Annotated in this window: 13 protein-coding genes; 8 read left to right on the forward strand and 5 right to left on the reverse strand. The window is 62.1% G+C overall.

From position 1 onward, the window contains the following. Positions 1 to 137: 137 nt before the first annotated feature. Positions 138 to 1,049 (reverse strand): MBL fold metallo-hydrolase, encoded by a 912-nt coding sequence (locus GOQ28_RS15215; RefSeq protein WP_236844382.1) that lies wholly within the window; start codon positions 1,047 to 1,049, stop codon positions 138 to 140. Positions 1,050 to 1,152: 103 nt separating this feature from the next. On the opposite strand from GOQ28_RS15215, the gene GOQ28_RS15220 reads away from it, so the two are divergent. After that, positions 1,153 to 2,049 carry a DMT family transporter gene (locus GOQ28_RS15220; protein WP_160351525.1) on the forward strand — a complete coding sequence of 299 codons (897 nt, stop codon included), beginning with the start codon at positions 1,153 to 1,155 and terminating at the stop codon, positions 2,047 to 2,049. Between the two features lie 100 nt (positions 2,050 to 2,149). Beyond that, complete coding sequence (locus GOQ28_RS15225) at positions 2,150 to 2,842, forward strand: GntR family transcriptional regulator (protein ID WP_160351513.1); 693 nt, start codon at positions 2,150 to 2,152, stop codon at positions 2,840 to 2,842. Between the two features lie 70 nt (positions 2,843 to 2,912). On the opposite strand, the gene GOQ28_RS15230 is transcribed toward GOQ28_RS15225, so the two are convergent. Continuing rightward, on the reverse strand, positions 2,913 to 3,176 hold the full coding sequence (locus GOQ28_RS15230; protein ID WP_160351512.1) for a hypothetical protein: 264 nt from the start codon (positions 3,174 to 3,176) through the stop codon (positions 2,913 to 2,915). A 114-nt stretch (positions 3,177 to 3,290) separates the two neighbouring features. Between GOQ28_RS15230 and GOQ28_RS15235 the strand changes: the two genes are divergently transcribed. From GOQ28_RS15235 to GOQ28_RS15250, 4 genes are read left to right on the forward strand one after another with little or no spacing between them, the layout of a single operon-like run. Beyond that, positions 3,291 to 3,713 carry an organic hydroperoxide resistance protein gene (locus GOQ28_RS15235; protein ID WP_160351511.1) on the forward strand — a complete coding sequence of 141 codons (423 nt, stop codon included), beginning with the start codon at positions 3,291 to 3,293 and terminating at the stop codon, positions 3,711 to 3,713. Between the two features lie 22 nt (positions 3,714 to 3,735). Beyond that, on the forward strand, positions 3,736 to 4,059 hold the full coding sequence (locus tag GOQ28_RS15240) for a hypothetical protein (RefSeq protein WP_160357081.1): 324 nt from the start codon (positions 3,736 to 3,738) through the stop codon (positions 4,057 to 4,059). Between the two features lie 50 nt (positions 4,060 to 4,109). Then, entirely contained in the window at positions 4,110 to 4,709 is a 600-nt protein-coding gene (locus GOQ28_RS15245; RefSeq protein ID WP_160351510.1) for an NUDIX domain-containing protein, read from the forward strand. Then, a complete protein-coding gene (locus GOQ28_RS15250; RefSeq protein ID WP_160357082.1) occupies positions 4,690 to 4,935 on the forward strand; it encodes a DUF3820 family protein in 246 nt (81 codons plus the stop codon). The genes GOQ28_RS15245 and GOQ28_RS15250 overlap by 20 nt, the downstream gene beginning before the upstream one ends. Positions 4,936 to 4,994: 59 nt before the next feature. On the opposite strand, the gene GOQ28_RS15255 is transcribed toward GOQ28_RS15250, so the two are convergent. Together GOQ28_RS15255 and GOQ28_RS15260 are read right to left on the reverse strand one after the other, a co-directional pair. After that, on the reverse strand, positions 4,995 to 6,131 hold the full coding sequence (locus GOQ28_RS15255; protein WP_236844383.1) for a hypothetical protein: 1,137 nt from the start codon (positions 6,129 to 6,131) through the stop codon (positions 4,995 to 4,997). 37 nt (positions 6,132 to 6,168) lie between these two features. Then, entirely contained in the window at positions 6,169 to 6,897 is a 729-nt protein-coding gene (locus GOQ28_RS15260; protein ID WP_160357083.1) for a helix-turn-helix domain-containing protein, read from the reverse strand. Positions 6,898 to 7,096: 199 nt separating this feature from the next. On the opposite strand from GOQ28_RS15260, the gene clpB reads away from it, so the two are divergent. Next, on the forward strand, positions 7,097 to 9,694 hold the full coding sequence (gene clpB / locus GOQ28_RS15265) for an ATP-dependent chaperone ClpB (RefSeq protein ID WP_160351507.1): 2,598 nt from the start codon (positions 7,097 to 7,099) through the stop codon (positions 9,692 to 9,694). A 126-nt stretch (positions 9,695 to 9,820) separates the two neighbouring features. On the opposite strand, the gene GOQ28_RS15270 is transcribed toward clpB, so the two are convergent. Then, positions 9,821 to 10,780 (reverse strand): LysR substrate-binding domain-containing protein, encoded by a 960-nt coding sequence (locus GOQ28_RS15270; RefSeq protein ID WP_160351522.1) that lies wholly within the window; start codon positions 10,778 to 10,780, stop codon positions 9,821 to 9,823. Between the two features lie 144 nt (positions 10,781 to 10,924). On the opposite strand from GOQ28_RS15270, the gene GOQ28_RS15275 reads away from it, so the two are divergent. Beyond that, positions 10,925 to 12,367 carry an N-acyl-D-amino-acid deacylase family protein gene (locus GOQ28_RS15275; RefSeq protein WP_160357084.1) on the forward strand — a complete coding sequence of 481 codons (1,443 nt, stop codon included), beginning with the start codon at positions 10,925 to 10,927 and terminating at the stop codon, positions 12,365 to 12,367.

Raw genomic sequence — 12,367 nt, forward strand, 5'->3', positions numbered from 1 at the left:
ATTGATCGGGGTAGTGGAAACTATTTTAATGTTCAACTACTGGAGGGCTTGGGTACTCGATTAGGTGATTTCCCTGGCGCCGGTTCGGCGCGGCACGACCGTGCGCCGCAGCCGTGGGCGAGTAAACAGGTACCGAATTACAGCGTGTTCAAAGGCACCTTCAGATAGCGCACGCCGTTGTCCTCGGGCTCTGGCAAATGGCCAGCTTGCATATTGACCTGTACGGAAGGCAGCATGAGCTTAGGCATGGATAATGTGGCATCGCGTTTTTCGCGCATGGCGACGAAGGTCGGTTCGTCGATACCGTCATGCACGTGGATATTGCTCGCGCGTTGCTGCCCGATGGTGGTTTCCCAAGCGTACACGTCGCGCGGTGGCGCGGTGTAGTCGTGGCAGACAAACACTCGCGTCTGTTCGGGCAATGCCAATAGCCGTTTTATCGAGCGATACAGCGTGGCCGCATCCCCGCCCGGAAAATCGCAGCGCGCGGTCCCGTAGTCGGGCATGAACAGGGTGTCGCCGGTAAACACAGTGTCGCCGATGACATAGGCCATGCAGGCCGGCGTATGACCCGGCACGTGCAGCGCGATGCCTTCGAGGCTGCCAATCTGAAAGCATTCCCCATCGTCGAACAGGTGATCGAACTGACTGCCGTCGCGCGCGAATGCCGTTCCCGCGTTAAAGATTTTGCCAAACACGGCTTGAACTGCGGTGATGTGCTGGCCAATCGCCAGTTTGCCGCCCAGACGCGCTTGCAGCCAGGGCGCCGCGGACAGGTGGTCGGCATGCGCGTGTGTTTCCAGTATCCACTCGGTGCGTAACGCTGCAGTCTCGATATGACGGGCCAGCTTTTCCGCCGACTTTTCTTCGGTGCGCCCGCTGGCGTAGTCGAAATCCAGCACGCTGTCGATCACCGCGCACGCGTCGCTGCGCGGATCTCGCACGACGTGCGTGGCGGTAAATGTGTCTCGATCGAAGAACGTGTGCACCTCCGGGCGGGCAAGTTCGCCTGCCAGCGTGCGTTCGACGATCGAGATGGCGGAATTCAATGAGGTGTCCATGATGCGAAGGAAAATGCAGATACAACAGATGAGATAGGATAGTGGGCTACTGATCCCAGGCTCTTTTGTGGATCGTATCACCGAGCGCACCATGCAGGTCACCTCTCCGTCTTCCTCTCACGCCTCGCCGCTGGCAGGCATTGCCTGCGTGTGCGCGGGCGTGTTTTTTCTTACTTGTAGCGACGCGCTGGCGAAGTGGATAGGACAGTTTTACAGTCCGATCCAGATTTTGTTCCTACGGGCCGCGATTGCACTGCCGGTCGTATTGGCGATGGTGCTCGCTCTGGGCGGACGGCGCGCGGTGCGCACGAGTCATCTGGGGCTGCATCTGGTGCGCGGCGCGATCAACGTTGTTTCCGCCACGTTTTTCTATTTGGGGCTGCAAGCCCTGCCATTGGCGGAGGCGACTGCCATCGCGTTTTCCGCGCCGCTGTTCGTGACGGCGTTGTCGGTACTGGTGTTGAAGGAAACGGTCGATGCGCGCCGCTGGCTTGCGGTCGCGGTGGGATTTGCCGGGGTGCTGGTGATCGTCCGCCCGGGGGCGGCCAGTTTTCAGATGGCGGCGTTGCTGCCTTTGGCCACGGCGGCGATGTATGCGGTGATGATGCTGACGGCGCGAGCCATCGGTGCGACCGAGAGCATGCTGACCACGACGCTATACATCGTCGCGGGGCAGTTGGTGTGCAGCGCGGTGGCCGTACCGGCGTTTTGGACCCCGCTGACGTGGTCGGACTGGCCGTTTTTTGTCGGCATCGCGCTCTTTAGCACCTTGGGTCTGGCGTTTATCACGCAAGGTTTTCGCATTGGCCCGGCTTCGGTGGTGGCGCCTTTTGACTATATGGGGCTGTTATGGGCGTCGGTGATCGGCTGGCTGGTTTGGCGAGAGGCGCCGGACTGGATTGACACCGTGGGCGCAGCGCTCATCGTCGCCAGCGGGGTGGCGATTGCATGGCGCGAGGCCCGGCAAGCGAAAAAACATCGCAGGTGAACGCCAATCGCTGCCTGGTCGCGGGCGGATATTGATATAGTGGCGGCTGCCGCGCTCCTAGACAGCGCGGCTCGCGTTTACGCCCCGATTTTGTGATGTCATGACAGATACATCGTCCCCTATACACGCTGCGCCCGCCGGCCCGGAGGCCGCTGTGCGCGTGCTGGAAGAAGAAATCGTATTGGGCAGCCTGCACCCGCGCGAACGCCTGATCGAGGACGATCTGATGAGGCGCTTCACGCTCAAGCGTCATGCGGCGCGCGAAGTCTTAGCCGAGCTGGCCCGCCGTGGCCTGGTCGAACGGCGCAAACATATCGGTTGCGAGGTCAAGGCGTTCTCGGTCCAAGAGGTCAAGGAACTGTATCAATTGCGCGAGCTGCTAGAGGCCGAGGCCGCGCGGACGTTGCCATTGCCGCTCGCGCCCGAAGACCTGGAACAGTTGAAAAGTATCCAGCGCCAGCATGACCGGGCGGTGGCCGATGGTGACCCGCGCGGCGTTTTTCATACCAATCTACGCTTTCACGAAACCTTGTTTGGCTTCTGTCATAACGGGGTGCTGCTGCGCGCGATACAGGAATACGCCAGGCAGACGCATGCCATTCGCTTTGGGTCACTGGTCAACCCGGACTATCGGGAACGAGCGCGCGACGAGCACTGGGCGATGATCACGGCGCTGGAGGAAGGGCGGCGCGATGAACTCGTGCGGCTGTGCCGCGACCATCTGGCGCCGTCGCGCGATGCTTATCTGACGGCCACCCGGCATTTGAGCCGACACGACGCCTTCACCGGCTAGCTCTGGCATCTTGGATTGCGCAAAGGCCAAGGCGTGCCGCGCGCGGCGATGGCGAGCGATACCCCGCCTTTCAGGCAGCCGAGTCGTCGGTATTTTGTCCCGTGAACGCTTGAACCAGTCGGGTGATCTGATCCAATTCATCGTGCGCGCCGACTGCCCAAGCGGGCGTCTCGAACGGGCTGTCGGCCGGGGTGTTGTCCAAATTGGCGCGCAGGTCCGACAAAATATCCAGGGCCAGATCGGTGGCCTGCGCATTCCCGCGCGTCGACAGCGCCAGTGCCAGCGCGACCGTCTGTCGTAGGGCCAGCAAGCGACCGTCGAGTTCGTTATCCATAAAAGGGCCTTTTCAAAAAGTCGCAAAAATCGTGGCCGCGATTTGTATTTGTATCGGGCCCGCCGTATGCTGAAGTCACCGCAGAGTTTCATCTGCCATCTATGGGAGCCTAGCATGTCTATCGAAAAAGTCGTTTACCGTGCTCGCGCTAAGGCCACAGGCGGTCGTGACGGTCGCGCCGTGTCTTCTGACAATGTTTTGGACGTCAAACTCGCGGTGCCACGCGAAATGGGCGGCGCGGGCGGCGGTACGAATCCGGAGCAGCTTTTCGCGGCCGGCTATTCGGCGTGCTTTCTGGGCGCCATGAAATTTGTAGCGAATCGCGACAAGCTCAGCATCCCCGCAGACGTCTCTGTCGAGGGCGAGGTCGGTATCGGTGCGATTCCGACGGGCTTTGGTATTGAGGTGGAACTCAAAATCTCGTTGCCGGGGCTGCCGCGCGAGCAGGCGGAAGAACTGGTGCAGCGCGCGCACATTGTCTGCCCTTATTCGAACGCCACGCGCGGCAATATCGATGTCACGCTGACGGTGGTGTGAGGGGGTTTATTCAGGAATGAAAATGATGAAAACCACGATGCTGGGGGCGATCGCCGCCGCCGCGTGCTTGACCAGCGCGGCGGCCTTCGCGCAGGCACAGCGGCCGGCGCAGACACAGCAATACAGCTTTCCCGGAAGCGACGGCAGCTATTCGCCGCCGTCGACGTTACGCATTACTGAGCAACCGGGCACACCTCCTGCGCCCGCAGTGCGGGATACGCAGGAAAGCATTGCGCTGTACCAGCGTTGCCGCAATAACGCCGATCGGGAGGCCGTGGACCGCAACCAGCTGCAGACCATGGTCGCCACTTGCCTGGCCGAGCTGCAACAGCGTCGTCAGCAGTGAACCCTCGGTGGTAAGCTCGCGGCATTGTTTCAATCCTGGACTTTGCCGCGATGACTCTTCCTGATGACGCTCATTTGACCGAAACCTTGGTGGAAAGCCGTTCTCTGTGTGAGGGCAGCTTTCTCAAGGCGCGTTGCGATACGGTGCGACTTCCCGATGGCCGGCTGGCCACGCGCGAATACGTGGTGCATCCTGGCGCGGTCGTCGTGATCCCGTTACTCGATGATGGGCGCGTGTTGATGGAGCGCCAGTATCGTTATCCGGTCGAGCGCGTGATGACGGAGTTCCCCGCGGGCAAAATCGATCCTGGCGAGGACCCGTTTCACTGCGCGCAACGCGAATTGCTCGAGGAAACCGGGTACACCGCGCGTGAATGGGCCTGCGCGGGAGCCTTGCATCTGGCCATCGCCTATTCCACCGAGATTATTCACATCTATTTCGCACGGGGCCTGGTGGCCGGCAAGGCGCAGCTCGATCAAGACGAATTTTTGGAAGTCTGCGCCATGCGGCCCGATGAACTGTACGCCGCGTGTCGCGACGGCAGCGTCACCGATGCGAAAACCCTCACCTGCACACTGTGGCTGCAAAACGTGCTGAGGGGCCAATGGCCCTTGGAATGGCGGCAAGGTAATGAATCCGCAGGATCTTGAGCGACTCGTCACCTTGGAGATGCCGTTCGGCAAGTACCAAGGGCGGCTGATCGCGGACTTGCCAGGCCCATATCTGGCCTGGTTTGCCCGCAAGGGTTTCCCGCCAGGGCAGCTTGGGCGGCTACTGCAACTGATGCACGAGCTGGACCACAACGGGCTCACGCCTTTGCTGGAGCCATTACGTCAGAAATCGGTCAACGGGAAAACGCAGTCGGATACGGAATAGCCTTCGCAAGCCTGACGGCGGCATATTGACTTCATTGACGCGCGAGCGTGGTCAGTCTGTTACCGCGCAGCCGTAACGGGTTCGCACACCGCAGCGTGGGAACTGGCCTGCGCGCCGTGCCCCAGCAGCTCCTCGGCGCCGCATTCCGACGCGAACATGGCTGCCGCCTCGTGTCCTACCCCGATTACCTGATAGGCCGGCGGCGTACGCGGCGCGGCGTGGTTCGTGCGCTGCGCCAGCACACGGTCGTAGCGCGCATAGCCCAGCCCGCGCGCCAGCCGCGTGGCGCCCTGAGCCTCGGCGGCGCAGTGTTGATCGAGCTGGCGATCTTCCGGATTGTTGTCCGCGCTGCCCAGCAAAATCACCACATCGCGCGCGGCATACCTGACATAAAGGTCCGACGCCACACTATGTTGGGCGTAGGGAGGCAGTTGCTGGGGCCCATAGGGGAATTCGTTGTAGCTCGGGCAAATGCCGCGCTCGTAGGGCGCATACCCTTTGCCATCGCGACGCGGCCGTTCGTTGGTGAGATACAAATACGATGGGGCGTTGGCCACGACATAGCGCAAGTTCACGCCCTTGCGGCGCACCGACCCATCGATGCCATTGAGCACCGCATAGCGCTGCAGCAGCTGCGCCCCGCTGCCATGCGCGGCGAGCACGATATCAGTGAGGGCGGGCAAAGATTTGTTGTCGGCCAATCCGGTGACGACATCGTCCAGCACTTCAAACGCACTCAGGGGCGACGGACGCCCCGCAGCGCGCACACTCCTGCCGCCGGTTACCCAGCTGGATTTGCGCCAGGCTGGCAACCCTGCATAGGCGGCATCAACGGGCGACGGGAATTGCAGCGCCACGATCAAGGTCTCGGCCTTGCGCGCCGGCTTCATCGCCAATAGCGCGGCGACGTCCCGATAGTGTCGGCCGGCACTGCCTCGCGTTTCGGGCAGCACCAACAGGATACGGCGAATGTCGCGTAAATCCCGCCCCAGGTCGTGGTTCGCATACACCGGCATCCGATACGCGTGCCCACGATTCTCGAGCGTGAGCAGTTGCGCTTTAGGCAAGCTTGGGTGGGGCACCGACCCAGGGGCTTCATAGTCGTACGGTGGCGGTAGTGGCGTTTGCGCGGCCGCACCCGAGGTCAGCAATGCCGATAACCAAACGGCCACTCGCGCTGAGGCGCGGGTCATCATACGCCTCGCCAAAAAACCGGGTTGGCATGCCGTGGCCTTAACAGTGTTCGCGTCCGAGCAGCGTTTGCAGAGCGGGGATGTCCAAGAGCTGCAGATCGCGCTGCCGGATCGCGATAAGCTTTTCGCGCGCGAATTTCGAGAACAGCCGGCTCGTCGTCTCCAGCGTCAACCCCAGATAATTGCCGATTTCCTCGCGGCTCATGCGCAGGACGAATTCGGACGCCGAATAGCCCAGCGCCGAGTACCGTTGCGACAAATTGAGCAGAAAGCCGGCCAGGCGTTGTTCTGAGCGCATGCCGCCGATCGAAGCCAGGAATTGGAAAGAGCGCGTCAGTTCCCGGCTCATGAGGCGTCGCATCTGCTGTTGCAATGATGGCAACTGGTTCGCGACCAGATCGACTTGCGACAAACGGATCACGCATACCTCGGAATCCTCCAAAGCCGTCGCCGTACTGACGTGGTGGCCTTCCAACATGCCGTCCAGGCCGACCATTTCCCCGGGCAGGTGAAAGCCGGTGATCTGCATGTGCCCGCTGGCGTCTTCGATCTGGGTCTTCAGACAGCCGTAGCGCACACTGTAGACGGCATCAAGGGTATCTTGTTGGGTATAGAGGGTGGTGCCCTTGGGCAGCCGCACACGTTCCTGTACCAGCTCTTCCAGTTGCTGCACATCCGAAGGCGCCATGCCGACAGGAACGCAGATATGGCCAAGCCCACAGGTGGAGCAGTCGGGCGAATCCGGTGTCAGGGCAACGCGTTTTTGCATGGAGGAATAACTGGAAAGCAGGGACGTGTCCCCAGATAGATAACGCCCAACAAAATCGGACGGGCAGAACGCTATTGTAAGCCGTTGGGAAATTTGCTGTTTTACCCTTGAAAAACGCGCCTGCAGTCCACACATGGTATGCATCGAGCCAGCCGCTTGTGTTCCGGTCAGGCTCCCAATCAAGCCTTACGAAAACATCATGCGATTCGACAAATTAACCACCAAATTTCAGCATGCCTTGGCAGACGCTCAGAGCCTGGCTGCTCGTAACGATCATCCCTACATTGAGCCCGTGCACGTGCTCTCGGCCTTGTTGTCCGACGCGGAAAGCGGCGCAGGCAGCCTGCTGGCGCGCGCCGGCGTCGCGGTCAACCGCGTGCCGGCCGCCTTGGACGCTGCGCTAAAGGCGTTGCCGCAGGTCCAGGGTAATGACAATGTGCAGATCAGCCGCGATCTGCAGACCGTGCTGACCCGCACCGACAAGGAAGCCGCCCGTCGAGGCGATACCTATATCGCCAGTGAATTGTTCCTCTTGGCCCTGGCCGATGACAAGGGCCCGGCCGGTACCATCCTGCGCGACGCGGGCCTGCAGAAAAAGGCACTCGAAGCCGCGATCGACGCCGTGCGCGGCGGCGAGGCGGTGTCTGCCGCCGAGGGCGAGTCCAACCGCGAGGCCTTGACCAAGTACACGCTCGATCTGACCGAGCGCGCGCGTGAAGGCAAGCTCGATCCCGTGATCGGCCGCGACGACGAGATCCGCCGCACCATTCAGATCTTGCAACGCCGCACCAAGAACAATCCCGTGTTGATCGGCGAGCCTGGCGTGGGTAAGACCGCCATCGTCGAAGGCCTGGCCCAGCGTATCGTCAATGACGAAGTCCCGGAATCGTTGCGCGGCAAGCGCGTGCTGTCCTTGGACCTGGCCGCCTTGCTCGCTGGTGCAAAATTCCGTGGCGAATTCGAAGAGCGCCTGAAAGCGGTGCTGAAAGAGCTCGCGCAGGACGACGGCCAGAACATCGTCTTCATCGACGAGCTGCACACCATGGTGGGCGCCGGCAAGGCCGAGGGCGCGATGGACGCGGGCAATATGCTCAAGCCGGCGCTTGCGCGCGGCGAGCTGCACTGCATCGGCGCGACCACGCTCGACGAGTATCGCAAGTACATCGAGAAAGACGCCGCGCTGGAGCGCCGCTTCCAAAAAGTGCTGGTCAACGAGCCGGATGTGGAATCGACCATCGCGATCCTGCGCGGTTTGCAAGAGCGCTATGAAATCCACCACGGCGTGGAAATCACCGACCCGGCGATCGTGGCGGCCGCCGAGCTGTCGCACCGCTACATCACCGATCGCTTCCTGCCGGACAAGGCCATCGACCTCATCGACGAGGCCGCAGCCCGTATCCGTATGGAAATCGATTCCAAGCCCGAGGTAATGGACAGGCTCGACCGGCGCATTATCCAGCTCAAGATCGAACGCGAGGCCGTGCGCAAAGAGACCGACGACGCTTCCAAGCGCCGCCTGGCCGTGATCGAGGAAGAGCTCGAAAAGCTGCAGCGCGAGTACAACGACTACGAGGAAATCTGGAAAGCCGAGAAGGCCGCCGTGCAAGGCACGCAAGCCATCAAGGAAGAGATCGACCGTGTGCGCGCCGAAATGGCCGAGCTGCAACGCAAGGGTCAATTCGACAAGCTCGCCGAGCTGCAATACGGCAAGCTGCCCGAACTGGAGGCGCGCTTGAGCGCGGCCGACCACGCCGAGCAGCAAGGCCAGCAGCCTGCCAGCGATCAGCCGCGCCTGTTGCGCACCCAGGTGGGCGCCGAGGAAATCGCAGAGGTCGTCTCGCGCGCGACGGGTATCCCTGTGTCCAAGATGATGCAGGGCGAACGCGACAAGCTCCTGCAGATGGAGGACCATCTGCACAAACGTGTCGTGGGTCAGGATGAGGCGGTCAGCCTGGTATCCGATGCCATCCGCCGCTCGCGTGCGGGTCTGGCGGATCCTTCGCGTCCGTATGGTTCCTTCCTGTTCCTGGGGCCCACGGGCGTGGGCAAGACCGAGCTCACCCGTGCGCTCGCGGACTTCCTGTTCGATTCGGAAGAGCATCTGATCCGTATCGACATGAGCGAGTTCATGGAAAAGCACTCGGTCGCGCGTCTGATCGGCGCGCCTCCGGGATACGTGGGCTACGAGGAAGGCGGTTATCTGACCGAAGCCGTGCGCCGCAAGCCTTACAGTGTGGTGCTGCTCGACGAGGTCGAGAAAGCGCACCCCGATGTGTTCAACGTGCTGCTGCAGGTGCTGGACGACGGTCGCCTGACCGATGGTCAAGGACGCACGGTCGATTTCCGTAATACGGTAATCGTCATGACCTCCAACCTCGGTTCGCAGCATATCCAGAGCATGGCCGGTCAGCCGTACGAAGTGGTCAAGGAAGTCGTGTGGGATGAGCTCAAACAGTCGTTCCGCCCCGAATTCCTTAACCGTATCGACGAAGTGGTTGTCTTCCATGGCCTGGAGGCGCAACACATCGAGTCCATCGCACGCATTCAGCTCAAGCGTCTGGCCGATCGTCTGGAGCATCAGGACATGCGCCTGGAAGTCACCGACGCTGCGCTGGCCGAGTTGGCACGCGCGGGCTTCGATCCGGTGTTTGGCGCGCGTCCGCTCAAGCGGGCGATCCAGCAACAGATCGAGAACCCGGTCGCCAAGCTGATGCTGCAAGGCGCATTTGGGCCCCGCGATGTGGTGCCGGTGGACTGGCAGGACGGCAAGTTCGTGTTTACGCGGACCTTGCAATAGCGGGCAGACGCGATCGCTCCACTGCCGGCGTCGTGTAGCGACGACGGCGGGATTGATCGCGATGAAACCGTGTACGAAGGGCGATACCTGATGAGGGTATCGCCATTTTTTTGGGGCTCGCTTGCCCTATGCGCCGTCGGTCGCCACGACGCGACAGCCATCAGGCAGCGTCATCCGCGCGACGTGCTGGCGCAGCGTTTCAATGACCGCCTGCGCTGCCGGTGTCAACGCATAATCGCGGTGCCGTATCAGGCACAAGGTGCGCACCAGCTTCGGACGGGTCAGCAACGAAAATCGCAAGGCGGCGTTCTGTACCCGCTGTGCCGCCAGTGCTGGCAGCAGCGCCACGCCCAGGCCGGCCTCCACCAGTGCGGCCTGTGACGTGGTGCTGGAGGCTTCGTAAAAAGGCGCGCCCGCAGCGATCGGCAGGTCCGCTCGCCCGCGCAACAGCGCCATGATCCCCGTTTCATCGACCACGCCCACCAACTTGCGTCCTCCCAGGCTCGACCAGTTCACATAGCCGCGACTGTCGCGCTTGATGGTGGGATCGTCGGCGCGCGTCAGCACGCCGAAGCGGTCTTCGATCAGGCCCTCGAATATCAGGCTGGGTGCATCGGCCCAGGGGCTGGTCAGGCCAAAGTCGACCTCTTGTGCGGCGATGAGGCGTTGGATACGCCCCGAGTTGTCATCGCGTAGATAGAGGCGGATGCCAGGGTGTTGCTCCGCGAACGAGGCCATCGCGGGGGCGATGAGTTCGGTGATGGCCGAGGGCGCAGCAGCGATCCCCACGCGACCACGTTCCAGCGTGCCATAGCGCACCACGTCTTCAATCGCGCCGTCAAAGTCCGCCAGCAATCGCATGACCCGAGGCAGAAATTCCTGACCGATAGGCGTGAGCGCCACATGCCGGCTGGTTCGGGCAAAGAGCGGCGTACCCAGGGCGTCCTCAAGCTGGCGAATGAGGCCGGTAATGGATGACTGTGTCTGAAACAGCCGCCGGGCCGCGAGCGTGAAGCTTTTTTCCTGCGCCACCGCGACAAAGGCCGTCAGATGCTTGAGCGTGACGTGCTTGGGAAGCCGATTGATCATGAAATCAGATTGATGGATAAAGTTAAATGATTTTTCCAGTTCGATGGGTAAGGCGATACTCCTCGTTTTTACCAATGGGCGCAACGGGCTGAGCGTGCCGAAGTCTGGTACGGGTGCCAAAGCGCGAGGCTGGGAAACATCATGCTGGATATAAAGATCACCAACGGATGGGTGATTGATGGAAGTGGCGGTGCGCGTCGGCGCTGCGACGTCGGTATCACCGGCGAACGCGTGTCCGCCGTGGGCGATTTGTCCACCATGGCGGCGCGTCGCGAGATCGATGCGACCGGCAAAATCGTCGCGCCCGGCTTTATCGACGTGCACGGTCATGATGACCTGATGTTCGTCGAACGACCGGACCTGCGCTGGAAAACGTCGCAAGGCATCACGACCGTCGTGGTCGGCAATTGCGGCGTGAGCGGCGCCCCCGCGCCCATCCCGGGCAATACCGCCGCCGCGTTGGCGCTGCTGGGTGAAACGCCGTTGTTCGCCGATATGGCGACGTATTTCGCGACGCTCGAGAGCCAACGGCCGATGATCAATGTGGCCGCGTTGGTCGGGCATGCCAACTTGCGCCTGGCCACCATGGCCGACCCGCGTGGCAAGCCCACGGCCGACGAACAGGCGGCGATGGAAACGCTGTTGGATCAGGCGCTGACGGCCGGCGCGGTGGGCTTTAGCACGGGCTTGGCCTACGACCCGGGCGCGTGCGCCGACTTTGACGAACTGGCAGGGCTGGCGCGGGTCGCCGTCCGGCATCAAGCCTTGCATACGAGTCATATCCGCAATGAAGCCGACGAGGTCGAAGCCGCCGTCGATGAGGTGTTGCGCGTGGGGCGCGAGACGCGCTGCGCCAGCGTGCTGTCGCATCACAAATGCATGCTGCCGCGCAACTGGGGGCGCAGCGCGATGACCCTGGCGAATATGGACCGAGCGCGCGCCGAAGGGCTGGACGTGGCGCTGGACATCTACCCGTATCCGGGCAGCTCGACCATCCTCATCCCCGAACGGGCAGAGATCATCGATGACATTCGCATCACCTGGTCCACGCCACATCCCGAGTGCAGTGGCGAATTCCTGCGCGACATCGCTCAGCGCTGGGGATGCGACAAAACCGAGGCCGCCCGGCGTTTGTCGCCCGCAGGCGCCATTTACTTTGCGATGGACGAGGCCGAAGTCCAGCGCATCTTTCAGCACGATGGCTGCATGGTGGGCTCCGATGGCCTGCCCAATGACGCGCAGCCGCATCCCAGGCTGTGGGGCACCTTCCCACGCGTGCTGGGGCGTTATGTGCGAGAAGCGCAGATCGTCACGCTGGAGCAGGCCGTGGCCAAGATGACAGCGCTGCCTGCACGCGTTTTTGGTCTGGCCGACCGGGGATGCTTGCGCGAGGGGGCCTGGGCCGATGTGGTGGTCTTTGATGCCGATACGGTCATTGATCGCGCCACTTGGGACGCTCCCACCGAAGAGTCGTCCGGGATCGACGTCGTCATGGTCAATGGTGCACAGGTTTATCCCGTCGCGCCCGAAGGCAACCGCCCGGGCCGCGTCCTGAAACGCACCCGTCAAAAAACACAATCCTAA

Source organism: Bordetella sp. 02P26C-1 (genome assembly GCF_009763255.1).
In the GTDB taxonomy this organism is placed as follows: Bacteria; Pseudomonadota; Gammaproteobacteria; order Burkholderiales; family Burkholderiaceae_B; genus Bordetella_A.